We start from the raw sequence: 24,759 nt of genomic DNA on the forward strand, positions 1-24,759 counted from the left end.
CCACGAAGAAAGCCTGGTCAGCAGACCAGGCTTTCGTCGTTTTCGGGGGCAGCCGCGGACCGGGTCTGCGGCGCCCCGTCGGAGGCGCTTCTCAGCGGAGGGTGGCGCGGACCGGGAGCTGGTTGAGGCCGCGGATCACCATGCGGGTGCTCCAGGTCGGGTCGCCGGCGAGCTCGATGCCGTCGAAGCGGTCGAGGAGGGCGGTGAACATGGTCTCGGCCTGGAGGCGGGCCAGGTGGGAGCCGAGGCAGGCGTGGATGCCGGCGCCGAACTGGAGGTGCTGGCCGGCGTCCTCGCGGGTGATGTCGACCTGATCGACGGTTGCCCCCCAGCGGGCCTCGTCACGGTTGGCGGAGCCGGGGGAGGCGTAGACCACCGACCGGGCGGGGATGGTGACCCGGCCGGCGGGGGTGTCGAAGTCCATGTCGCGCATGGCCACCCGGCGCACGAACTGGTTCGGGCCGTCGTAGCGCAGCAGCTCGCTCACGGCGTTGCGGAGCAGGGACCGGTCGGACTGCAGCAGCGCCCACTGGTCGGGCTGGCGCAGCAGGGCGAGCATGCCGTTGCCGACGAGGCCGGCGGTGGGCTCGTGGCCGGCCACGTAGAGGGTGACGATCTGGGCCAGCAGGTCCTCGGGCGTGAGGCGCTCGCCGTCCTCCTCGGCGTGGATGAGCCCGGAGAGGATGTCGTCATCGTCGCGTGAGCGCTTCTCGGCGATCAGCTCCTCGAGGAACGCCTGCATGTCGGCGATGTGGTCCACCAGCTCCTGGCGCTCGACCGGGTCGATCACCGGGTCGAGGGAGCGGGCGATGCAGTTGACCCAGAACCGGAAGCCCGGATGGTCCTCCTCGGGGATCCCGAGCATCTCGCAGAAGATCTCGACGGGCAGGGGGTAGGCGAAGTCGGCGATGAGGTCCAGCTCCACGGGGCCGGTGCCCTTGTCGGAGACGAGCTGGTCGACCTTGGTGCGCACCCGGTCCTCCACGAGCGCCTGCAGGCCATCGACCTCTCGGGGTCGGAACGGCTTCGAGATCAGCCTGCGGAGCTGGGCGTGGTCGGGATCGTCGAGGAGCACGACCGTCCGGCCGCCCTGCGAGAGCTGGTCGCGGCGGGCGATCTCGTCGATGGTCAGGGGCGTGGGCTCGGCGTTGTCGATCTCCGACGACACGGTGGGGTCGCGCAGGATGGCGTTGACGTCGGCGTGGCGGGTGACGCACCAGCCGTGGAGCAGCTCGGACCGGTGCACCGGGTCCTCGGCGCGCAGGCGGGCGTACTGGTGGTACGGCCACTCGACGAAGCCGTCGGCCAGCGGGTTGAAGGTGACCGGTTCGGTGAGCTCCGGGGTCGGCATCGGTCTGTGGTGCTCCTGGATCGGGGGAGGGGCGGGGGCTACTTGCCGAGGAACCTCGCCGCCGCGAACGCCGGGCAGCGGAGGGACTCGTCGGGGATGTCGTCGGCGGGGAGGGGCTGGGCCACCTCGGCGACGGTGGGGCCGTGCTGGTCCGCCAGGTCCTCCAGGAGGTCCCAGTCGAAGCCGTACACGTCGGCGGCGTTGCGGCCGACCATCAGGCGGACCTCGTCGGAGGGGACGTCGGCGAACGCCAAGCGCAGGTGCTGGCGGGAGAACGGCCAGCAGCCCTCGAGGTGCGGGAAGTCGCTGCCCCACATGATCCGGTCGACGCCCACGGCTTCGCGCATGGCCACCTCGGCCTTGCGGATGAAGCTCGACCCCAGGTGGCACTGGCGCTGGAAGTACTCCGACGGCGACAGGGACAGCTGGTCGACGACGCCGGCGCCGAACTTGGCCTCCTGCGAGCCGCTGGCCCCGCCGGTGCCCGAGAGCCGGCCGCGGTAGTAGTCGAGCCGGGTCAGCTCTTCCGGGATCCAGGCCGTGCCCTGCTCGGTGAACACGAACTGCAGCGCGGGGTGGCGCTCCATGACGCCGGAGTAGATGAGGTGCCAGAGGGTGCGGTGCGCCCACCAGGTCACCTCGAGGAGGAACATCATCTGGGCCGCTGGGTAGGGGCCCATGTCGGGGACGGCGCTGCCGCTGTGGTGGCTGACCGGGAGGCCGAGGTCTTCGCAGGCTGCCCAGATCGGCTCGTAGTCCGGGGCGTACAGCGGCGGGACGCCCGAGCCGGGAGGGGCACCCGGTAGGAGGATGCCGCCGGTGAGGCCGTTGGCCTTGGCCCACTCGATCTCCTTCACGGACGCATCGACGTCGTGCAGCATGATCTGGGCGATGCCGGCTCGACGGCCGGGGGCCTGGGCGCAGAAGTCGGCCATCCAGCGGTTGTGGGCCTGGAGGCCCGCCCAGCGCTGCGCCAGGTCGCCCTCGGTGGCGCCGGGCGGCTGGTTGACGAGCGACACCTTCGGGAAGAACGGCGGGATGGTGTTGGGGAAGAGGACCTCGGCCACCACGCCGTCGGCCTCCAGCTCCCGGAGCCGGCGCTCGGAGCTCCAGTTGCGGTCGGCGTCGGCGTTGGTGTTGTCGTCGTAGGGGTTCTCGAAGTCGGCCGCCCACGCGTCGAAGTCGGCGTGGTGCTTCGAGGCGAGGAACGGCTTGTAGCCGGCGATGCTGGCGCCGCCGTGGCAGTCGGCCGAGATGACGACGTAGTTGTCGGTGGTGGCTCCCATGTGGGGACCTCGGTTCTGTCGTGGGTGGTTCAGGACGGGCGGGGGCCGCCGCGCTCGCCGGGCCAGCGGCTGCCGCTGATCACGTCGACGTGGGGCCAGAAGGCATCGGGATCGAGCGGGCCGGCGTTGGTGAGCGACCGGGCCTTCGGGGTGTTGGTCACCAGGTGCGCCGTGGTGGCGGTGGTGACGGGGAGCAGCCGGGCGATGGGGTCCCACGGGCTGTCTCGCAGCAGGAGCGAGCCGTCGACCGCCTCGAGGTGGCGCGGCTCGAACGCGGTGCACACGTCGACGACATGGGGTGCGAAGTCGTACTGGTTCGGCGCGCCCCCGATGGCCCGGGAGTACTTGGTCCACCACTCGTGCTCGGTGAACTCGCCGGTCCGCGGCTCGATGGCTCCCGCTGACGTCCCCGTGAACTCGACGAAGGTGTACCCCTGGTGGGTGGCCCGGGCCGTGACGGCGTCGCCGAGCCGGAAGAAGGTGATGTCGCACAGGAACTTGGGCTGGCCGTTGGTCTCGGCGCTGATGTGCACGGCGGACTCCTGGTCGATGCCCAGGCCGAGGCTGTACTGGCCGGCCACGCCCTGCCAGCCGGCGGCCACCTTCACGCTCACGCCGTACTCGGGCTCGCCGAGGACCGGCACGCAGTAGAACGCGATTGTGACCGTGGGCTCGAGCGGTTCGATCCCGGGCGGCAGCAGGGGCGCGATGTTGGCCGGGTCGGTCCCGTAGGTGACCACGAGCTTGGGCCAGCCGGCGATCTCGCCCGGCTCGGACATCGGTGCCTCGGTCATCGCTGCTCCTGGGTGGGGTCGGTGGTCATGCCGGTACGTAGTGGTCGATCACGGCGCGCAGGGCGACGGCGGACACCGCATCGAGATCGGGCTCGGCGCGCAGGGCGGCGCGCGTCTCGTCGGTGATCGATGCGTCGCTGTCGGCCCAGAGCGAGTCGGGCCGGGACTCGGGCGGGTGGGTGGAGAGGTCTCGGAGCACGAGGAGGAGCGAGCCGCCGACGGTGATGAGGATCGCCCGGGTGGCATCGGCAGCCTCCTGGCCGACGAGCCCGGAGGCCTCGAGCTCCGTCACCACGGCCGCCTCGAGGTGGTGGGCCAGCAGCGAGGACATGCCGGCCTGGTGGGCGAGGGAGGTGATGGCCCGGTGCTCGATGGAGCTGGTCCAGATGTGGCGGGCGGCGCTGAACACGCGCTCGCGAGGCGTGGCGCCCGAGATGGTGTGCTCGGCGAGGCGGTTCGACTGGAGGCGGATCACCGCCGCGACCAGCTCGTCGCGGCTGCCGACGTGCCAGTAGATGGTGGGGGTGGCGACGTCGAGCTCGGTGGCGAGGCGGCGCATGCTGAGCGCCGGTGCCCCCTCCCGCTCGACCAGGTCGAGCGCCGCGGTGACCACGTCGTCGCGGTCGAGGCCCGTGCGCCGGCCGGGGCCGGCGGTGGCGTCCTCGTCTGCTGGTGTCGCCGTCCGGGCCATGGGGGTTGCGCGTCCTCATCGCTTCTGTAACAGTGTCAAACGCACTCTAAGACACCGTTACAGAAACGGCAAGGAGACGTCATGGCCAGTCCTGTCGAAGGCATCGACCAGAGCAACGCCCCGTACGTGATCGTGTCGTCGGACACCCATGCGGGCCTGTACGTCGAGGACTACCGGCCCTACCTGGAGCAGTCGGCGCACGCCGAGTTCGACGAGTGGCTGACGACGCGCCACCAGCACCGGGCCATGGTCGAGGAGATGAACGGCGCGTACGTCGAGCAGTGGGAGCGCGACAACGAGGTGGGGCTCAAGGGGGCGTTCGACCCCGAGATCCGCGACAAGACGCTCGATGCCGACGGCGTGGCCGGCGAGGTGATCTTCGCCGACGGCGACTCGGTCACCGGGATGGAGGCCCCGCCGTTCGGCGCCGGGCTCCAGGCCGGGATGATCACCGACCCGCGGCTGGCGTGGGCCGGGGCCCGCGCCCACAACCGGTGGCTCGAGGAGTTCTGCGCCACCAACCCGCCGCGCCGCGCCGGCGTCGCCCTCGTGCCCATCACCCACGGGATCGACGAGGCGGTCAAGGAGATCGAGGTCCTGGCGGGCAAGCCTGGGATCAAGGGGATCATGATCCCGACCATGTGGCACGACAACCCGTCGTACGGCCACGCCTCGTACGACCCGGTGTGGGCGGCGTGCGCCGAGGCCGGACTGGTGGTCCACACCCACTCCGGCGAGGCCGACACCGACGCCTACAACGACAACATGGCCCAGTTCATGCTGGAGGTGGCCTTCTGGACCCACCGGCCGCTGTGGCAGCTCCTGCTCTCGGGTGCGTTCGACCGCTTCCCGGACCTCAAGTACGCACCGGTGGAGTGCGGCTCCTGGTGGGTGGGCGACCTCCTGTTCAAGACCGACGTGATGTTCGGCGGCCAGAACTGGAAGGTGAAGAAGATGGCGTCGCGGACCAAGGGCCTGATCCAGCGGCTCCCGTCCGAGTACATCGGCACCAACGTCTTCATCGGCGCGTCGGCCATGAGCAAGGTCGAGCTCCGCCGGCGCTACGTCAACGGCCTCGACGGCCTGATGTGGGGCACCGACTACCCGCACCCCGAAGGCACGTGGCCCAACACCGCCACCCGGCTGTCCACCGACTTCCAACCCATCCCCGTCGAGGAGACCCGGCTGCTGCTCGGCCTCAACGCGGTCCGCTGCTACGACCTCGACATCGACGCCCTGAGCGCGATCGCCGCCGACATCGGCCCCAGGCCCACCGACCTCCACCAGGACCTCGAGCTGCGGACCCCGCCGAACGCGATCCGCGAGGCCCGGTTCTGGTTCGACGACTACGGCATCGAGTGGAAGGGCTGATGGCCGGCGACGGAACCCAGGTCGACGCGGCGCCGCCGCTCGACATCGACGGGATGGTGGCCGTGGTCAGCGGCGGGGCCGGCGGGATCGGGCGGGGGATCGTGGGCGCGCTGCTGCGCCACGGTGCCACCGTGGTGATCGCCGATGTCGAGGACTCGGCCATCGATGCCGCCATCGCCGACCTCTCGCCCCTGGGCCCGGTGTCGGGCTGGCGGACCGACATCAGCGACGAGCACTCCGTGGCGGCGCTGGCCGACCACGTGTACGACCTGCACGGTCGGGTCAACCTGCTCTACAACAACGCCGGGGTCACCTCGGGCGGGGGCGGCAAGCCCTGGCAGCAGGACCCCAACGACTGGCGCTGGTGCTTCGGCGTCAACGTGTTCGGCACCGCGTTCATGACCGCCGCGTTCGTGCCCCGCATGATCGAGGGCGGCGAGCCCGGGCAGATCATCAACACCTCGTCGGGGGACGGCGGCTTCGCCCCAGTCCCCACCGCGTCGGTCTACGCGGCGTCGAAGGCGGCGGTCAGCTGCTTCACCGAGGCCCTCCACCACAACCTGGTCTCCGAGGGCACCGCGCTGCGGGCGTCGGTGTTCTACCCATCGGGCGGGCTCCTGCGCACCGGCCTGTTCACCGCCAGCCGCAACCGCCCCGACCACCTCCAGCGCCAGGGCGCGGCCACCGGCCGGACCAGCATGACGTTCGACCAGATGAAGGACATGCTGGCGAAGGCCGGGCGCAACGTGGCCGAAGCCGACCTCGACGAGCTCGGCGAGTTCGTGGTCACCGAGACCGCGGCGCGGCACTTCATCATCGGCCGGAACCTCGACGACACGGTCGCCCTGCTCCACCGGCGCGCCGACGCGATCGGCCAGCAGCTGGTCCCGCCGCACCACGGGATGCCGGTGTGACGCGCGAGTACCGCCTGCTGATCGGTGGCGATCGGGTCGAGGGCGGTGGGGGGACCTACGAGATCGTCGACCCGTCCACCGAGGAGGTCATCGCCCAGGCGCCGCAGGCCAGCGCGGCCCAGGCGGCCGATGCCGTGGCGGCGGCTCGGGGTGCGTTCGACACCTGGTCGGCGACCCGGCCCGAGGAGCGGGCCGAGCTGCTCGACCGGGTGGCCGACCTGATCGAGCGAGACCGCGACGAGCTGATCGAGCTCACCATCGCCGAGACCGGGGGCACCCGCCGGACCTGCACCAACATCCAGGTCCCGCACGCCGCCCACCGGTTCCGCCGCTACGCGCGCGGGGCGCTCGAGCCCACGGTCACGCCGCTGCCCCCGAGCATCGCCGAGGCCAGCGCGCTCGGACCGGCTGCGGTCACCAACGCGCTCGCCCAGCGGGTGCCGGTGGGCGTGGTGAGCGCCATCACCTCGTACAACTTCCCGCTGGTCAACATGGCCGGGAAGATCGGGCCGGCGCTGGCGGCCGGCAACACGGTGATCGTGAAGCCGGCGCCGCAGGACCCGCTGGGGGTGCTCCGGCTCGTCGAGCTGTGCCACGAGGCCGGCTTCCCGCCCGGTGTCGTCAACGCCATCACCACCACCGACGTGGCCCCCGCCGAGACCCTGACCACCCACGCCGACGTCGACATGGTCAGCTTCACGGGCTCCACCGCGGTCGGCCAGGCCATCGCCTCCGCCGGTGGGCGCACCATGAAGCGGCTCCTGCTCGAGCTCGGCGGCAAGGGCGCCTGCCTGGTGTTCGACGACGCCGACCTGGGCGCCGCCACCAGCGGCATCGCCTCGGTCTGGGGCTTCCACTCCGGTCAGATCTGCACGGCGCCCACCCGGGTCCTCGCCCAGCGCGGCATCTACGACCAGCTCGTCGAGAACCTGACCGCCGTCCCGGCGTTCCTCACCGTCGGCGACCCCCGCGACACGGCCACGCTGGTGGGCCCGCTGATCAGCAGCGCGCAGCGCGACCGGGTCCTGACCCACATCCAGGGCGGGATCGACGGCGGGGCCGAGCTGGCGGCCGGGGGCGATCGGCCCGACATCGCCAAGGGGTTCTACGTGAACCCCACCCTGTTCACCGGGTGCACGAACGCCATGGCGATCAGCCGCGAGGAGATCTTCGGCCCGGTGGTGGTGGTCATCCCCTTTGACGACGAGGACGAGGCCATCGCCATCGCCAACGACAGCGACTACGGCCTGTACGACTACGTGTACACGGCCAGCACCCCTCGGGCCCTGCGGCTGGCGCCGCGGCTGCGAGCCGGCAACGTCGCCGTCAACACGATGGGCCGGAACCCCGAGACCCCCTTCGGAGGGTTCAAGCAGAGCGGGATCGGTCGCGACGGTGGCAGCTACGGCTTGGCCGCCTACAGCGAGCTCCAGTCGGTGATCTGGCCGAGCTGAGCTGACGCTCGATACCGATCGCTCAGCCGGTATGTCGGAGGCCGAGGGGCGTGACCAGGGGCGATGCCTAGGGGGCGGGGGACCATCTGCCGACTCCCCATCCTCGCGACGTAACGTCGGGCGATGCCACCGGAGCCAGCCCCCGCGCGTCGGCGCACCCAGGACGAGCGGCGCACCGCCACGCGCCAGGCGATCCTCGATGCTGCGGCCGGCCGCCTGGTCGAGGGCGGGCTCGACGGGGTGACCATCGCGGCGGTCGCCAAGGCGGCCGGCGTCTCATCCGGAGCGGTCCACCACCACTTCGGGAACAAGCTCGAGCTGATCCTCGCCCTGACCAACCACCTCAGCGATGCCAGCAGGGACGCGGTGGTCCACAGCACCGACACCACGGCACCGATCGAGGAGCGCGTCAGCCAGATGATCGACACGATCATGGCCGCGGTGTTCGACCCCGCCACCCGGGCGCAGTTCGAGCTCCACACCGCAGCGCGGATCGACCCGGCCCTCGCCCAGCAGCTCAACGTGCTCAACGCCCGCAGCGCCGAGGTCTACGTCGCCGACCTGGCCGGCGTGCTGATCGAGGCCCAGGTCGAGCCGATCCGCGTGCTCGCGGCCGTCGAGCTCTCCCTCTGCGCCGCGATCGGGCTCTCGCTGCTCACCATCTCCGGGACCGACCCCGCGATCGAGCAGCGCCTCGCCGACAGCCTCAAGGCGCACATCCTCTCGGAGATCGCCCTGGCGGCCGAACCCGGCTGATCGGCCTGCCGCGACCGCGGCGGTCCGCCAGCGCAGCCGGCCGGCCCGGTCAGCTCAATCGTCGAAGCGGCCGCGCTGGTTCCGCTGCTTGAAGAAGGCGACGACGACGATGATGGCGAGGACGGCGAAGATGAGCGTTCCGAGCACGTAGTACATGGGGCACCTGGCTGTTGTGGGAGTGGGGCAGGGTGCGATCGGGTCGCATCGAGCGCCCGCACCGGGCGGGAACCGTAGATCGGATCCAGCCTGCACACGCGTTCCCGGTCCCGCAACCACCCGAGCGGCGGCACCGACCCGTCGCCCACCGGATCGCTGATGGGGGAGGCCGCTACCATCGCCCGCCGTGGACTGGCTCCGATCGATCCCCTCGTTCCCCGATGTGTCGACGGTCGTCGTGGTCGACGGTGGCGGCACCGGCAGCCGCGCCGCGGTCGCCACCTCCAGCGGTGAGGTGCTCGGGTACGCCAGCGGCGGACCCACCAACAGCCGCTCCGCGGGCGACGACGTCGCCGCCGAGAACATCCGGGCGGTGATCGCCGCGGCCCTCGCCGCCGCGGCGCGGCCGCTGGCACCGACGGCGGTGCTCGTGAGCAGCGCTTCGGTCGACACCGAGGCGCACGCTGCGGTCCTGGCCCGCGGTGTTCGCCAGGTGGTGCCCGAGCCCGCCACCATCTCGGTGGTGGCCGACACGATCGGGTGCTGGGCGGCCACGGCCAAGCTCGAGCCTGCGGTCGCCGTGATCGCCGGCACCGGCAGCGCCGTGCTGGCCGGTGCACTCGACCAGGGCAGCCGGCGCTTCGGCGGCTGGGACTACGTGCTGGGCGACGAGGGCTCGGGCTACGCGCTCGGGCGGGCCGCGCTGCGAGAGGTGCTGCTGGTGAGCGAGGGCCGCTCGAACGGCTCGTTCCTGGCCGACGAGGTGCGCGACCGCCTCGGCATCGCCGCGACCGACGAGCTCTTCGACCTGATCTACAAGCCCGAGGTCGACAAGAGCCACATCGCGTCGTTCGCCACCGAGGTGCTGCGCCTCGCCACCCAGGGCGACCCGCGCTCGGAGGCCCTGGTGGAGGAGCAGGTCCGCCTGCTCGCCGACACGGTGGCCGGCGCCTTCCGCGAGTTCACGGGCATCCACACGCTCGGGTGCTTCGGCGGCCTGTGGAACCAGCAGATCTACCGGGTGCGCTTCGGCCGGGCCGTGATCGCCGCCACCGGTCGGCAGCCCGCGGTGGTCTACCCCGGCGACGTGGCCATGGCCGGCTCGTTCCGCCTGGTGCTGCGCAAGGGCCCCGGAGGCCAGCCCGGCCCCGCCGAGGACCACGCGGTCGACACCTTCGAGGCCGGCCTGCTCTGGGCCAAGGGCTCGCCGGCGTGACCAGCTACGTCGCCATCGGCTCCGTCTGCTGGGACGTGGTGGCCGGCGATGCCGAGCGGCGCCTCGGCGGCAGCGTCCTCTTCGCCAGCCGGCTGGCGCTGGCCCAGGGCTGGGACGCCCACATCGTCACCTCGGGCACCGAGGAGCTGGAACGGGCCCTGCGCGAGTCGATGCCCGACGTGAAGGTCACGGTGCAGCGCTCGGCGGTCGACACCGTGTTCGAGTTCTCCGCCGACGCCGACCTCGGTCCGCAGCGGCTGGCCAGCGCCGCCGACCCGATCGACGTCTCGCTGGTCGACCTGGGCATCGGCGCCGACGTGGTGCACCTGGCCCCGATCATGGGCGAGGTCACCCCGGCCATGGTGGCCTCGGTGCAGGGCGCGCCGTTCGTGGGGATCACACCGCAGGGGATGCTGCGGGCCACCGATGCCACCGGCGCCCTGCTGCGCCGCCCCGACCTCGACGCCTGGTGGGCTGCGCACGTCCACGCCGCGGTGCTCAGCGAGGACGAGTACGCGCTGGTGGCCGAGCCGTCCACGCTCGACCGGCTGGCGCTGGCGATCACCCGCGGCGAGCGGGGCTGCCTCGGGCGTCAGGGGGCCCTGGAGGTCGACGTGGCGGGCATCGTGCTGGACCACGTCTCGCCGGTCGGCACCATCGGGGCCGGCGATGTGTTCGCCGCTGCGTTCTTCCTGGCGCTGGCCGGAGGCGCCCCGTTCGACGAGGCCCTGCGCCGGGCCAACCGCACCGCGGCCGACCATGTGGGCGGCATCACCTGACGATGCGTCAGAATGCGGGCGTGCAGTTCACGCTCGCTCTCGCCATGACCCCGCCCGAACGGATCCTCCCGCTGGCTCGCGCCGCCGAGGACGCCGGTTGGGACTCCGTCTGCTTCCCCGATTCGGTGTTCTACCCCGAGCAGGTGTCGGGGGAGTACCCGTTCACGCCCGACGGGAAGCGCTTCTGGGCCGACGACTCGCCGTTCGTCGATCCGCTCGTCGGCATGCCCGCGGTGGCCGCCGCCACGCAACGGGTGAACCTCTACACCAACGTCCTCAAGACCCCGCTGCGCGAGCCGCTGCTGGTGGCCAAGTCGCTCGGCTCGATCGCGGCCATGTTCCCCGGGCGGATCGGCCTCGGCGTCGGGCTCAGCTGGATCCCCGAGGAGTTCCGGTGGCTCGGCCAGGAGATGAAGACCCGCGGCAAGCGCCTCGACGAGCAGATCGAGATCATGCGGCTGGTCATCGCCGGCGGGTACGTCGAGTACCACGGCCAGCACTACGACTTCGACCGGCTGCGCATGGAGCCGCCCGCCTCACCCGACCACCCCGTGCCGATCTACGTCGGCGGCCACAGCGAGCCCGGCCTGCGCCGCGCCGCCCGGGTCGGCGACGGGTGGATCGGCGCCCAGGTGACGCCCGACTCGCTCGAGCCGCTCATCGCCGGGCTGCGCACCGAGCTCGACGCCGCCGGCCGCGCCGGTGACCCGTTCGAGATCAAGGCCACGCCCATCGTGCCCGCCACCGTCGACGACATGGCCCCGCTCGCGGCCATGGGGCTCACCGACGTCATCACCGTGCCGTGGTACTTCGCCGGTGGCGATCCCAACGACTTCCAGCACCAGCTCGACTCGGTGGCGTGGTTCGCCGAGCACGTCATCCACCCCCTCCGAGACCTGGAGATCACCCCTTGACCGCGTTCGACTACCTCGACCTGCCCCACCCCGCCGACGACGACCGCTCGGCCCGTGCCGCCTCGCTGCGCTCCCGCGCCTTCGTCCAGGCCCGCGACCGTGAGGGATGGGTCGGGCTGTTCGCCACCGACGGCGTGGTGCAGGACCCGGTCGGCGTGTCGTTCCTCGACGAGACCGGCCTCGGGCACCACGGCCACGACGGCATCGGCGCGTTCTGGGACGACGTCATCGCCACCAACCCCGTGCGGATGGACATCATCTCGTCGCACGCCGGCGGCAACGAGGTGGCCAACTACCTGACCATCACCACCACGTTCCCCGACGGCTCCAACGTGGCCGGCGAGATGGTGGCCATCTACAAGGTCGACGACACCGGCAAGGTGCAGAGCCTCCGCGCCTTCTGGGAGATCGACCAGCTGCGCTTCACGGCTGCGCCGAGCTGACCGGAACCGGCGCCACGGCGGCCTCCGCATCCCGCGCCAGGTTCCGGCGGCGCGCCACCACCCAGACCGCGCCACCCGTGGCCATCAGGGCCACCCCGGCGAGGCCTCGGACGCCGCGTTCGCTGTGGCACGGGCTCGGGGAGGTGGCGAACCCCTCCGCCACGGCGCCGGATCCGCTCAGGTGCCACACCTGGGGCGGGTCCGACGTCACCCGATCGATCAGCGGTGCTTGGCACTGCATCGAGTACGCCGTCGCGTCGAACCCGACGGTGACCGTGACGTGCGCTCGGTAGGGGAGCAGCACCACCACCAGGCCCAGCACGACGAGGCCGAGGCCGATGAACGTGGGGACCCGCCGGGGATGCACGGCGCTCAGTCAAACACGACCGGGGCGCCGAGGTGGTCGATCGGCTCCGACGCTCGCCCGGCCCGGCGGCGGCGGATCGGGGGCACCACCAAGATGAGCGCGCCGACACTGAGCAGGGTCAGCCCCAGGGTGCCGCGCTGGACCGACTCGGGCTTGCACCAGCTGCCGGAGAACGTGTCGTGGCCCGCGAACGCCACGCCCGTGTTCGGCGCGTAGTTGACCCAGCCCTGGGGCTCGTCGTGGAACCCGTCGACGATCGGTGCCTCGCACGTGATCGTCGGCGCGGGCTGCTCGATCTCGCGCGCTCCCGCGGGCACATCGACGTCGAGCTCCTTGTGGTACGTGGTGGCCAGCAGGGCCACCCCGAGCACGCTGAGCACGATGCCGACGACCAGGCCGGTCTTGCCTCTGGTGAAGGTCAGGTGCATCCGCCGCCGATCGTGAAGGGGTCGTCAAGCGATGACGAAGTTGACCATCTTGTCGGGGACGGCGATCACCTTGCGGACGGTGGCGCCGTCGAGCAGGGCGGCGACCTTGTCGTCGGCCCGGGCCGCGGCTTCGAGGGCAGCAGCATCGGAGCCGGCGGCCACGATGATGCGCCCGCGGACCTTGCCGTTGACCGACACCGGGAGCTCCACCGAGGCATCGACCAGCCAGTCCTCGATGGCGACCGGGTAGTCCTGGTACGTCAGCGAGTCGGGGTGGCCGAGCCGCGCCCAGAGCTCCTCGGCGATGTGGGGGGCCACCGGGGCGAGCAGCAGCGCCAGGGGCTCTGCCACCGTGCGGGGCACGCCACCGTCGGGGTAGGTGGACGTGAGGTGGTTGGTCAGCTCGGTGATGCGGGCGATCGAGGTGTTGAACCGCAGCGTCTCCATGCCGTCTCGCACCGCCGCGATGGTGCGGTGCAGGGCGCGCTGGGTGTCCTCGTCGGGCTGGTCGTCGGAGACGCGCGGCGTGCCGTCGTCCTCGTCGACGAACACCCGCCACACCCGCTGCAGCAGGCGGTACATGCCGACCACCGCGGTGGTGTCCCACGGGCGGCTCTGGTCGAGCGGGCCGCCGAACATCTCGTAGAGCCGCAGCGTGTCGGCCCCGTAGCGCTCGCACATCTCGTCGGGCGCCACGGCGTTCTTGAGCGACTTGCCCATCTTGCCCAGCTCACGCGTGACCTCCTTGCCCTCGTAGAGGTAGCGGTCGCCGTCGGCCACGACGTCTTCGGCGGGCACGGGGAAGCCGCGGTCGTCGCGGTAGACGTGGGCCTGGATCATCCCCTGGTTGAACAGGCGGCGGAACGGCTCCTTGGACGACACGTGGCCCAGGTCGAACAGCACCTTGTGCCAGAAGCGGGCGTAGAGCAGGTGCAGCACGGCGTGCTCGACGCCGCCGACGTAGAGGTCGACGCCGCCGCCGTCGCCGGGGAACTGCGGGCCCATCCAGTAGCGCTCGTTCTCCGCGGCCACGAACGCTTCGTCGTTGGTGGGGTCGAGGTAGCGCAGCTCGTACCAGCACGACCCGGCCCAGTTGGGCATGGTGTTGACCTCGCGCCGGTAGGTCTTCGAGCCGTCGCCCAGATCGAGGTCGACGGAGGTCCACTCGGCGATGCGACCCAGCGGCGGCTCGGGCTCGGAGTCCTCGTCGTCGGACGTCTTGGGCGAGAAGTCGTCCATCGGCGGCAGGCGGAGGGGCAGCTCGGACTCGGGCAGGGCCTGCGGCTCGCCGTCGGCCCCGAAGACGATGGGGAAGGGCTCGCCCCAGTAGCGCTGGCGGCTGAACAGCCAGTCGCGCAGCTTGTACTGGATCGTGCCGGTGCCCAGGCCCTTGGCCTCGAGCCACCCGATGATGGCGGCCTTGGCCTCGGCCACGGCCAGCCCGTCGAGGGAGATCTCGTCGTTGGCGGAGTTGATGGCCGCGCCGTCGCCCACGTAGGCGCCGGCGTCGCGGTCGGTGCCGGGAGGGCAGGCGATGACCTCGACGATGGGCAGGTCGAACGCCTGGGCGAACTCGAAGTCGCGGTGGTCGTGGGCGGGCACGGCCATGATGGCGCCGGTGCCGTAGCCCATGAGGACGTAGTCGGCCACGAACACCGGGATGGCCTGGCCGTTGACGGGGTTGGTGGCGTTGGTGCCGGTGAAGACGCCCGTCTTGTCCTTGCCCTCGGTCTGCCGGTCGAGGTCGGAGCGCCGCGACGACTCGGCCACGTAAGCCTCCACCGCAGCCGCCTGGCCGTGGGTGGTGAGCGCGCCGACGAGCGGGTGCTCGGGAGCGACGACCATGTAGGTGGCGCCGAACAGGGTGTCGGGGCGGGTGGTGAAGACCGTGAGCGGCCCGGCCGGGGTGGCGAACGAGACCTCGGCGCCGGTGGAGCGGCCGATCCAGTTGCGCTGCTGGCTCTTGATGGCGTCGGTCCAGTCGAGCAGGTCGAGGTCGGCCAGGAGCCGGTCGGCGTACGCGGTGATCCGCAGCATCCACTGCTTCATGGGCCGGCGGTAGACGGGGAAGTTGCCGCGCTCGGAGCGCCCGTCGGCGGTGACCTCCTCGTTGGCCAGGACCGTGCCGAGGCCGGGGCACCAGTTGACGGGCACCTCGGCCAGGTAGGCCAGGCGGTGGGCGTTGACCACGGTGCGCCGCTGCGATGCGTCGAGCTCGGCCCACGGGGTTCCGCCGGGGTTGGTGCCCGGGGCGGGCTCGCGGGTGCCGGCGTCGAGCTCGGCCTCCAGCTCGGCCACGGGGCGCGCCCGGTCGGCGTCGGCGTCGTACCAGGAGCCGAAGATCTGCAGGAAGATCCACTGCGTCCAGCGGTAGAAGGCCTCGTCCGTGGTGGACACCGAACGGCGCCGGTCGTAGCCCAGCCCGAGGCGGCGGAGCTGGCGCTCCATGTTGACGATGTTGCTCTCGGTGGTGGTGCGAGGGTGGGTGTTGGTGGCGAGCGCGTACTGCTCGGCGGGAAGGCCGAACGAGTCGTACCCCATGGTGTGCACGACGTTGTGCCCGCTCATGCGCAGGTAGCGCGCGAACACATCGGTGCCGATGTAGCCGAGCGGGTGCCCGACGTGGAGCCCCGCTCCCGACGGGTACGGGAACATGTCGAGCACGTACTTCTTGGGCCGGTCGGCAACCTCGGCGAACCCGTCGGAGAGCGGGCCGACCGGGTTGGGGGTGTGGAAGGTGCCCTGCTCCTCCCAGCGCTGCTGCCACTGCGCCTCGATGTCCTGCGCGAGCGCGGCGTCGTAGCGGTGCTGCGGCAGGTCGGCGGCGTCGGAGGAGGTCGGTTCGGCCATGGGTGCACGGTACCTGTCCCTTCCGTTCGGCCCGAAGCCCGATCGGTGGGTCGCCGCGCTGGTCTCGCGAGGGCGGTGCGGGACCGCCACGGCATCGATGAGGAGGTCGATCGGCCGAAGGGACCGCACGGGTCCCGCGGCCATTGCCGATGTCGGTCGTCGAGGTGACGGCCCCGGGCGCATAGGCCGTTCGGCCCCTGATGAGGGAATGGTTCAGCCGGAGCCGGGACGGCGCCGATACTGGGGACAGGACCTCCAGCGGTGTATTGCCTCACCGGTTCAGGCCCGCTTGGTGGCACCCCGTTGGTCGACCGCCACACGCTGCCCTCGACGACGTGGTCGGGGGCAGCGTCGCGTCTCACCCGATCGGGTGGGTCCGGATCCGTATCCGAGTCATCACTCGGATCGTACATTGGCATTGCGCGCATGGGTCATTTGGTCCAACTCAGGTGAATTGTCCAGAACCTATTGTGGGTTCGTGGACGGACCGTGTAGCGTCCTCCCAACTTGAGGGATGCGCATTGATCCCCAACCCGTACTGGTCGCCCTTGGGTTGGGTGGAGCGAAGCGAAACCGGCTCCTCATGTTGCGGGAATCAAACCAACTTGCGGGAGTAGGGCGATGAAGAGGATTGCGGGATCTCTTTCTTTTGGCCGTGGCGCGTCACGGCGGGCCAAGCGGTTCGGGGTGGCGGCGGCGGTCGCGGCGGTCGTGATCGGTGGTCTGGCGCCGTTGGCGTCGAGCACGCCGGCGACCGACGGCAACCCCGATCTGCCGTCGGTGTGCGGGCTCGATGTGACCTTGGTCCTCGACAACTCGAACTCGATCGACAGCGGTGAGCAGACCACCGTGCGCACCGCCGCGCAGACCTTCGCGTCCGCGCTCGTGGGCACGCCGTCGCAGGTGAAGGTCGTCGACTTCGCGACCGACGCCGAAGGGATCAACTCGGCGGGCAGCCACTCGCCGGTCCTCAACAACATCGTGTTCCGGGACCCGGCGCTCTACACCGATCCCATCACCGGGGCGGGGCGAGGCGGCACCAACTGGGATGACGGCCTCGAGGTGGCGCGGCGCAGCAACGGCGGCCCTGGCGACCTCGTCGTGTTCATCACCGACGGCGACCCGACCTACCGCAACCAGACCGAGCCTGACGGCCACGAGGACGACGGCAGCACCGCGACCGACGGCGACGGCAACACCGTCGACGCCGCCAACGTGACCGCCGCGGTCTACGAGGCCGACGCCATCAAGAAGAGCGGCGCCCACATGTTCGGCATCGGCGTCGGCCTGACCGGCGCCGCCAGCAAGCAGCGGCTCAACGACGTCACCGGCGACGAGGAGCTCACCCTCGACGGCAGCGGCAACCCGAGCATCCCGTTCGGCACGGCCGACTACACCATCGCTCCCGACTTCACGAAGCTCCAGGCGATCATCAACGCCTTCGTGCGAGACCTCTGCGCCCCGTCGGTCAACGTCACCAAGATGCTCCAGAAGGCCGACGGCACCACGGTGCAGGCTGACGCCGCCAACCCCTGGACCTTCGGCCTGAGCGTCACGCCCACGCCCACCTCGTGGACGTCGCCCAGCGGCGCCTCCGGGGCGACCTCGAGCGCCACCACCGACTCGTCGGGCGGCGTCAGCTTCAAGTGGAAGATGGACGCCAACTCCGCCTCCGTCGACCTGTCCGAGACGGCCAAGACGGGTTGGGTCTACAACGGCGCCCACTGCACGGTGAACAGCCTCGACGGCAACGCGCCCGCCGAGCTGTTCAACACGGTGGGCACGAACGCGGCCAACCAATCGAAGGACACGGCCGAGCTCAAGGGGATCACGGTCGGGCTCAACAAGGCAGTGAACTGCGACGTCTACAACCGCCAGATCCGCTCGGCCACCATCCAGGTGGCCAAGAAGACCGTGCCGGCCGGCCTGTCCGACACCTTCGACTTCACCCTGAAGCAGGGCAACACCACGATCGGCACGAAGACCGGGATCGCCGACGGCGGCACCGGCACCTTCACCGGCGTCGTCCCCGGCACCTACTCGGTGACCGAAGCCGCCAACGCCGGGTTCGACCAGACCTCGGCCACCTGCGACAACCTCGGCACGCAGGGCGTGGAGACCATCTCGCCGCTCCAGCTGACCGTCGCAGAGGGCCAGAACTGGAAGTGCTCGTACACGAACACGGCCAAGCCCGGATCCATCACCGTGGTCAAGAAGTCCATCGGTGCCGACGGGACGTTCTCGTTCACGTCGAACGTCCCGAACCTCGGCAGCTTCAACCTGACCACCTCGGGCGGCACCACGTCGAGCAGCAAGGTCACCACCGCCGTCGGCACGTACAACATCGCCGAGACCAACTCGGCGCCGTGGCAGCTCACCTCCTCGACCTGCACCGGCCAGCAGTCGCCCGCATCGGTCAAGGTGGGCCCCGGCCAGGACGTGGTCTGCACGTTCACCAACACGGCCCCGGCCCCCACCATCAACCTGACGAAGACCGCGGGCACGTCCACGGTGGGCGAGCCCGGCGGGCCGGTCACGTACACGGTCACCGTGGCCAACACCTCGGTGGAGCCGCTGACCATCACCTCGCTCAAGGACTCGATCGCCGGCGGGAGCGCCCTCGACATCACCACGGTCAACGGGCCGATCACGGCCACCACGTGCGCACCGCTCATCGGCAAGGTCCTCACCGTGACCGGCGCCGGCTCGTCGGCCTCCTGCACGTTCACCGCTCCGGTGACGGGCAACGGCGGCACGAGCGTCAGCGACAAGGTCACCGCCATCGCCAAGGACAGCGACCAGAACGAGGCCACCGACAACGACACCGCCTCGGTGTCGATCACGGACGTGGCTCCCACCCTCGCCGTCACCAAGACCCCCTCGGTGACCACGATCGCCGAGCCCGGCGGCGCCATCACCTACACGGTCAAGATCACCAACACCGGCGGTGAGGCGGTCACGATCGACTCGATCAAGGACTCGATCGAGGGCGGCTCGGCCATCGACGCCACGGTCGTGGCTCCGCCCATCAGCGCCACCACCTGTGCACCGCTGCTGGGGAGCTCCCTCGCTGCCGGCGCCAACGTGAGCTGCACCTTCACCGTGGCGACGGTCGTCGACAAGGCGACCCTGTCCGACGGTGACCTCGACGACACCGTCACGGTCGGCGGCCACGACGACGACAACAAGGTCACCGCGACGGGCAGCGCCGAGGTGGCGGTCACCGACACGCTGCCCACCATCAACATCACCAAGACCCCGACGCCCACGTCGGTCGCCGAGACGGCGCCCGGCCAGAGCCACCCGGTCTCGTACCTGGTGACCATCCAGAACACGTCGCCCGAGCCCGTCAAGATCGGCTCCATCACCGATTCGGTCGAGGGCGCGCCGGCGTCGGCCGCCGGCGGCACCTGCGCCGCCCTGGTCGGGACCACCCTGGCTGCCGGCAGCGGCACGTCCTGCACGTTCACCATGCCGGTGTCGGGCAACGACGGCGACTCGGTCCACGACGTGGTCTCGGTCGGCGCCGCCGACGATGACGGCAACAACGTCACCGACACCGACGCCGCCGTGGTGACCATCACCGGCGTCGCCTCGTCGCTCCAGGTGACGAAGACCGCCAACGTCGGCTCGGTCCCCGAGCCGGGCGGCAACGTGACCTACACGGTCGGCATCAAGAACACGTCGGTCACCGACTCGATCACCCTCGGGTCCGTCACCGACTCCGTCGAAGGCGGAGCGGCCGCTTCGATCGGCGGCAGCTGCAGCGCCCTCATCGGCACCGTCCTCGCCCCCGGGGCCTCGACGAGCTGCACGTTCACCATGGCCGTCTCCGGCAAGCCCGGTGACACCGTCGACGACACCGTCGTCGTGGGCGGAACCGACGACGACGGCCACCCGGTGTCCGCACACGGTGACGAGAGCGTCGACATCACCGACGTGCCCTCGTCGCTCCAGGTCACCAAGACGGCGAACGTCGACTCGGTGCCCGAGCCCGGTGGTCCGGTCACCTACACCGTGACCGTGAAGAACACCTCGGCTGCCGACTCGGTGACGATCACCTCGATCACCGACTCGGTCGGCGGGGGCGCTCCCACCGCGGCAGGCGGCACCTGCACGGCGCTCATCGGCACGGTCCTGGCCCCCGGTGCCTCGACCTCGTGCACCTTCACCCTCACGGTGTCGGGCAACGCGGGTGACGCGGTCGGTGACACGGTCGTGGTCAACGGCGTCGACGACGACCAGGTGCCGGTGACCGGGACCGGCTCCGAGATCGTCGACATCACCGACGTGGCGGCGTCCATCTCGGTGACCAAGACGCCCTCGGTCCCGTCGGTCCCCGAGCCTGGGGGCAACGTCACCTACACGCTCGAGATCACCAACACGTCGCCGGCGGACACGGTCACCTTCGACTCGATCGTCGACTCCGTGTCGGGCGGCTCGCCCTTCAACGTCACGGGCACCTGTGACGACCTGCTGGGCACGAGCCTCGCCCACGGCGACTCGGTCAGCTGCACCTTCACCCTGCTGGTCTCGGGCAACGGGGGCGACTCCGTGCCCGACACCGTCACGGTGAACGGCCACGACGACGACACGGCTCCTGCCATCCCCGCGGTCGACACCTCGGCGGCCACCCACACGGTGACGGCCTCGGCCAGCGCCGTGGTCGATGTCACCGACGTGCTGCCCGAGGGCACGGCCACCAAGAAGGCCCGCACCGACACCGTCCCCGAGCCCGGCGGCCCGGTCGTGTTCGACGTCTCCGTCAAGAACACGTCGGCCACCGAGTCGGCGACCGTCAGCCACATCACCGATGACGTGGACGGCTTGACCGTCGACGTCACCAAGGTGGCCGGCGCGGTCACGGACACCACGTGCGCCACCGGGACCCTGCTCGCCCCCGGTGCCACCTACTCGTGCCACTTCACGCTGCTGATCAGCGGGAAGGACGCCGGGGTCACGGTGCTCGACGAGATCGGCTTCACGCTGACCGATGACGAGGGCCACTCGGTGACGCCGAGCGACAACGACACCGTCGAGGTCGCCGACGTCCTGCCCACCATCTCGGTGGTCAAGGACAACGGCGACGCCACCCTGGCGGCCCCCGGTGGCGACGTCACCTTCAACGTGTCGGTCACCAACACGTCCACCGCCGAGCCGGTCACCCTGACCGACCTCACCGACACCATCGAGGGAGGGACGGCGTTCGACATCACGAGCACCTCCGCCCCGATCGTGTCCACCACGTGTGCGACGGGCGGCGTGATCGCCATCGGCGGGCACTACGACTGCTCGTTCACCTTGGCGGTCAACGGCGACGAGGCCAAGACCGAGGCCGACGTGGTGGATGCCACGGCGGTCGACGACGAGGGCAACCCGGCGACCGCCGGCGATGGCGCCGTCACCTCGATCACCGCCTCGGCCGACCTGGCCGTCGACAAGGCGCTGGTCGGCGACACGCTCACCGCCGGCAAGCCGGGCTCGTACACCCTGACGATCACCAACGACGGTCCGTCCACGGCGGCCGCCCCGGTGGTGGTCGACACCCTGCCCGACGGCCTGACGGCCACCGCCGCCAGCGGCGACGGGTGGGCGTGCGGGATCGACGGCCAGGTGGTCACCTGCACCAGGGCGCTGCTCGCCTCGGGCGAGGAGTCGGTGGTGACGGTCGACGTCACGGTCGACGCCTCGGTGGTCGGCAAGGACATCGTCAACGTGGCCGACGTCTCCTCCGACACGGACGACCCCGACGACTCCAACAACCACGACGAGGTGACGACGGTGCCGGCGCAGGTCGACCCCGACGAGGTGGACGTCACCACGACCACCCCCACCACGGCCGCCCCGACGGCCGTGGAGTCCACCGAGACGGGGACGCTGCCCCGTACGGGCAGCGACCCGGCCCCGCTGGTCGCCTTCGCCCTCGGCCTGGTCGCCGTCGGCGGGCTCGTGCTCTTCGGACGGCGGGTCCGGTTCAGCAACCGGCGCTGATCGCAGCGGTCTCCCGCCCGCTGTAGCGGCGTCGGTCCCGATCGGGACCGACGCCGTGGCCGGGTCGGGGCCGCCGCGGCCGCCACGTCCCGGCGGGGTCGTCGTCGCTGTCACTGGGCCTGCGTAGGTTGGGAGCCGTGCCCGTCCCCGGACCGGTCGCGCTCGGTCGCGGCGTCGTCATCAACGCAGGAGCTGCCATCCCCGCCGCGTGGATGAGCGCGCCCGTCGTGACCATCGACGAAGCGGTGCTGAAGGCGCCGTCCGCCGTGGTGGGGCAGCTGCACCAGGCGTGGGCCGACCGCACCCCGGTGGTCGTGGAGCTGGCGGTGGATCCGGCCCGGTTCCGCGAGCCGGTGGCCATCACCGACGAGCCGTGGTCGCTCGACCCCGACGTCGAGCCGTCGTTCGACCGGCTCCACTTCCTGGTCTGGGCCAACACCTACGACGCCCGTTCCGGCGAGCTGATCTGGTGGTGGGGGCGCAAGGCCTCTCGCGCCGGCGCCGCCGACACGCCCGACGGGGTCGCCGACGTGGTGCTCCCGGGGGCCGTGCCGGCGTGGGTCGACGGCGGTCCCCGGCGACCGTGGCCCGAAGACCTCGTGGCCGGCCAGCGGGTGGTCCACTCCGAGTCGGTCGAGCTCGGTCGCGCCGAGGTGGCCCCGCCGCCGGCCGAGCCCGCCGCGGACCTGGCGCCCGACCAGCTCGGTGCCGTGGCGCACCTCAGCGGGCCCGCACGGGTCATCGCCCCCGCCGGGTCGGGCAAGACCCGCGTCCTCACCGAACGGCTGCGCCACCTGCTCGGCGATCGCGGCTGGGAGCGAGACACCGTCCTGGCCGTGGCGTACAACAAGGAGGCGCAGCTCGAGCTGGAGCGCCGCACCGAGGCGTTCCGGCCCCGGGTCCGCACGCTCAACTCCCTCGGCCTCTGGGTGGTGGCGCAGCACCTCGGCCGCTCGCCGGCGGTGCTGGAGGAGCGCGAGTGCCGCCGCCTCGTCGAGTCGCTGCTGCCCGGCCGGCGCCGCCAGCGCGCCAACACCGACCCGATCGGCCCCTACCTCGAGGCGCTCGGCCTGGTCCGGCTGGGCCTGCGCTCGCCTCGCGCCGTCGAGGAATCCCGAGACGACGTCGATGGCCTCCAGGAGATCTTCGGCCCCTACCGCGAGCAGCTCGCCTCGCGCGGCGCCGTCGACTTCGACGAGCAGATCTACGCCGCCATCTCCGCCCTGCTGTCCGACGGCCCGTTCCGCCGGTCGATGCAGCAGCGCTGCCGGCACCTGCTGGTCGACGAGTTCCAGGACCTCACGCCAGCCCACGTCCTGCTGCTGCGCCTGCTGTCGCTGCCCGCACTCGACGTGTTCGGCGTGGGTGACGACGACCAGGTGATCTACGGCCACATCGGCGCCGACCCGGCCTACCTGATCGACTACGACGCGCTCTTCCCGGGCGCGGCGTCGCACCCGCTCACCGTCAACTACCGGTGCCCGGTCGAGGTGGTCGAGGGCGCCCGCACCCTGCTCGGCTACAACCGGCGGCGCGTGGCCAAGGACATCCACGCCGGGCCGGCGGCCGATGCGGCGACCGGCTCGCTGCGCACGGTGAAGCACGCACCCGACGACGGGGCGTCCTCCGCCGTCGAGGTGGTCCGCGGTTGGCTGGCCGAACCGGGGGTGGAGCCGAGCGCCATCGCCGTGCTCACCCGCGTCAACTCGCTGCTGCTCGCGCCCCAGGTGGCGCTGGCCGAGGCGGGGGTCCCGCTCAACTCGGTCCTCCGGGCCGAGGTGCTCGAGCGGACGGGTCTCCGGGCCGCCCTGGCCTACCTGCGCATCGCCACCTCGGGCGACGCCATCAACCCCCGGGACATCGTCGAGATCATGCGCCGGCCCACCCGGGGCCTGCCCCAGTGGTTCCCCGACCGGCTCGAGCGGCGCACCTCCTGGTCGGTCAAGCAGCTCCGGTCCATCGCCGACCAGGTGCCCGACAAGGAGGCCGCCAAGGTCCTGCACCTGGCCGACGACCTCACCCTGGTCGTCGGCGCCGCCCGTGGCGGCACCACCCGCTCGATCCTCGAGCTGGTCCGAGACCAGATCGGGCTCGGCTCGGCCATGAGCATGCTCGACCAGACGGGCGCCGCCCAGGGATCGAGCCACCTCGACGACCTCGAGGGGCTGCTCGGGGTGGCCGACCTGCACCCCGACCCGGCCGGGTTCGAGCCGTGGCTGCGCGCCCTGTTCGGCCGCGAGCGCGATCCGAACGGCGTCCTGCTCTCCACCATCCACCGGGTCAAGGGCCGCGAGTGGGACCGCGTCCTGGTGTTCGGCGTGTCCGATGGCGTGATGCCCCACCGCCTGGGCGAGGACCGCGAAGAGGAGCGCCGCGTGCTCCACGTGGCCATCACCCGGGGTCGGCACCGCGTGGCGCTCCTGGCCGACACCACCCGCCTGTCGCCGTTCCTCGCCGAGCTCGACGGCACGGCGCCGGTTCGCACCGAGCGGGCGCCCGCGCCCCGCAGCGCCACGGTGGAGCCGCTGTTCAAGAAGGGCGCCGCCATCAAGGGCAAGGCGTCCCGTGCGGTCGAGGGGATCACGGCCGAGCAGGGCCGGTCGGTCAAGGTGCTGGGCGGCTACGAGGGCAAGGTCGAGGCGGTCGACGCCCGGTCGGCGCAGATCGCCCTCGCCGGCGGCGGCTCGCTGACGGTGCGCTACGGCGAGCGGGTCGAGCACCAGGGCAAGACGGCTCCGCTCCAGCCGCCCACCGAGCTGTGGGGCGGCGCCGCGTCGGCCGAGGCGGTGCTGCGGGCGTGGCGCACCCGTCGCGCCAAGGACGACCGCGTGCCGCCCTACGTGGTGCTCAGCGATGCCCACCTGCGCGGCATCGCCCTGGCCCGCCCCACCGACGCCGCCGGATTGGTCGCCTGCGACGGCATCGGGCCCACCAAGCTCGACCGCTACGGCGACGACATCCTCGCCGCCCTCGACGAGGCCCCCGACTGACCTTGATC

17 protein-coding genes are annotated in these 24,759 nt (G+C 71.5%); 10 read left to right on the top strand and 7 right to left on the bottom strand.

Translation table 11 applies throughout. From position 1 onward, the window contains the following. Positions 1–91: 91 nt before the first annotated feature. From ACPPVX_RS19285 to ACPPVX_RS19300, 4 genes are read right to left on the bottom strand one after another with little or no spacing between them, the layout of a single operon-like run. The gene (locus tag ACPPVX_RS19285; RefSeq protein WP_426572206.1) at positions 92–1,351 is read right to left on the bottom strand and encodes a cytochrome P450; all 1,260 of its coding nucleotides are present in this window, start codon (positions 1,349–1,351) and stop codon (positions 92–94) included. A 38-nt stretch (positions 1,352–1,389) separates the two neighbouring features. Continuing rightward, positions 1,390–2,637, bottom strand: coding sequence for an amidohydrolase family protein (locus ACPPVX_RS19290; RefSeq protein WP_426572207.1), 1,248 nt, complete (start codon positions 2,635–2,637; stop codon positions 1,390–1,392). A gap of 29 nt (positions 2,638–2,666) precedes the next feature. Continuing rightward, complete coding sequence (locus ACPPVX_RS19295) at positions 2,667–3,431, bottom strand: acetoacetate decarboxylase family protein (protein ID WP_426572208.1); 765 nt, start codon at positions 3,429–3,431, stop codon at positions 2,667–2,669. Between the two features lie 25 nt (positions 3,432–3,456). After that, positions 3,457–4,122, bottom strand: a complete 666-nt coding sequence (locus ACPPVX_RS19300; protein ID WP_426572209.1) for a TetR/AcrR family transcriptional regulator — start codon at positions 4,120–4,122, stop codon at positions 3,457–3,459. A gap of 81 nt (positions 4,123–4,203) precedes the next feature. Between ACPPVX_RS19300 and ACPPVX_RS19305 the strand changes: the two genes are divergently transcribed. The 8 genes from ACPPVX_RS19305 to ACPPVX_RS19340 all read left to right on the top strand — a co-directional run bounded on the left by ACPPVX_RS19305 (position 4,204) and on the right by ACPPVX_RS19340 (position 12,125). Next, on the top strand, positions 4,204–5,493 hold the full coding sequence (locus ACPPVX_RS19305) for an amidohydrolase family protein (protein ID WP_426572210.1): 1,290 nt from the start codon (positions 4,204–4,206) through the stop codon (positions 5,491–5,493). Beyond that, positions 5,493–6,407 carry an SDR family NAD(P)-dependent oxidoreductase gene (locus ACPPVX_RS19310; RefSeq protein ID WP_426572211.1) on the top strand — a complete coding sequence of 305 codons (915 nt, stop codon included), beginning with the start codon at positions 5,493–5,495 and terminating at the stop codon, positions 6,405–6,407. Before ACPPVX_RS19305 ends, ACPPVX_RS19310 begins: the two co-directional genes overlap by 1 nt. Next, positions 6,404–7,861 (top strand): aldehyde dehydrogenase family protein, encoded by a 1,458-nt coding sequence (locus ACPPVX_RS19315; protein WP_426572212.1) that lies wholly within the window; start codon positions 6,404–6,406, stop codon positions 7,859–7,861. Before ACPPVX_RS19310 ends, ACPPVX_RS19315 begins: the two co-directional genes overlap by 4 nt. Before the next feature lie 123 nt (positions 7,862–7,984). After that, on the top strand, positions 7,985–8,617 hold the full coding sequence (locus ACPPVX_RS19320; protein WP_426572213.1) for a TetR/AcrR family transcriptional regulator: 633 nt from the start codon (positions 7,985–7,987) through the stop codon (positions 8,615–8,617). Between the two features lie 343 nt (positions 8,618–8,960). After that, the gene (locus tag ACPPVX_RS19325; RefSeq protein WP_426572214.1) at positions 8,961–9,989 is read left to right on the top strand and encodes an N-acetylglucosamine kinase; all 1,029 of its coding nucleotides are present in this window, start codon (positions 8,961–8,963) and stop codon (positions 9,987–9,989) included. Beyond that, positions 9,986–10,768 carry a PfkB family carbohydrate kinase gene (locus tag ACPPVX_RS19330; RefSeq protein ID WP_426572215.1) on the top strand — a complete coding sequence of 261 codons (783 nt, stop codon included), beginning with the start codon at positions 9,986–9,988 and terminating at the stop codon, positions 10,766–10,768. Before ACPPVX_RS19325 ends, ACPPVX_RS19330 begins: the two co-directional genes overlap by 4 nt. A gap of 20 nt (positions 10,769–10,788) precedes the next feature. Continuing rightward, positions 10,789–11,682, top strand: a complete 894-nt coding sequence (locus tag ACPPVX_RS19335) for a TIGR03619 family F420-dependent LLM class oxidoreductase (protein ID WP_426572216.1) — start codon at positions 10,789–10,791, stop codon at positions 11,680–11,682. After that, on the top strand, positions 11,679–12,125 hold the full coding sequence (locus ACPPVX_RS19340) for a nuclear transport factor 2 family protein (RefSeq protein WP_426572217.1): 447 nt from the start codon (positions 11,679–11,681) through the stop codon (positions 12,123–12,125). The genes ACPPVX_RS19335 and ACPPVX_RS19340 overlap by 4 nt, the downstream gene beginning before the upstream one ends. On the opposite strand, the gene ACPPVX_RS19345 is transcribed toward ACPPVX_RS19340, so the two are convergent. Genes ACPPVX_RS19345 through leuS form a run of 3 tightly spaced genes read right to left on the bottom strand, consistent with a single transcriptional unit; the run spans position 12,106 to position 15,770 of the window. Then, complete coding sequence (locus tag ACPPVX_RS19345; RefSeq protein WP_426572218.1) at positions 12,106–12,492, bottom strand: hypothetical protein; 387 nt, start codon at positions 12,490–12,492, stop codon at positions 12,106–12,108. The genes ACPPVX_RS19340 and ACPPVX_RS19345 overlap by 20 nt on opposite strands. 5 nt (positions 12,493–12,497) lie before the next feature. After that, positions 12,498–12,920, bottom strand: coding sequence for a hypothetical protein (locus ACPPVX_RS19350; RefSeq protein WP_426572219.1), 423 nt, complete (start codon positions 12,918–12,920; stop codon positions 12,498–12,500). Between the two features lie 24 nt (positions 12,921–12,944). Continuing rightward, positions 12,945–15,770, bottom strand: a complete 2,826-nt coding sequence (leuS, locus tag ACPPVX_RS19355) for a leucine--tRNA ligase (protein ID WP_426572220.1) — start codon at positions 15,768–15,770, stop codon at positions 12,945–12,947. 687 nt (positions 15,771–16,457) lie between these two features. On the opposite strand from leuS, the gene ACPPVX_RS19360 reads away from it, so the two are divergent. Both ACPPVX_RS19360 and ACPPVX_RS19365 read left to right on the top strand, forming a co-directional pair. Beyond that, positions 16,458–21,761, top strand: a complete 5,304-nt coding sequence (locus ACPPVX_RS19360) for a DUF7507 domain-containing protein (protein WP_426572221.1) — start codon at positions 16,458–16,460, stop codon at positions 21,759–21,761. 137 nt (positions 21,762–21,898) lie between these two features. After that, positions 21,899–24,751 (top strand): ATP-dependent DNA helicase UvrD2, encoded by a 2,853-nt coding sequence (locus ACPPVX_RS19365; RefSeq protein ID WP_426572222.1) that lies wholly within the window; start codon positions 21,899–21,901, stop codon positions 24,749–24,751. Positions 24,752–24,759: the final 8 nt, after the last annotated feature.

Source organism: Aquihabitans sp. McL0605, from assembly GCF_049993875.1.
In the GTDB taxonomy this organism is placed as follows: Bacteria; Actinomycetota; Acidimicrobiia; order Acidimicrobiales; family Iamiaceae; genus Aquihabitans.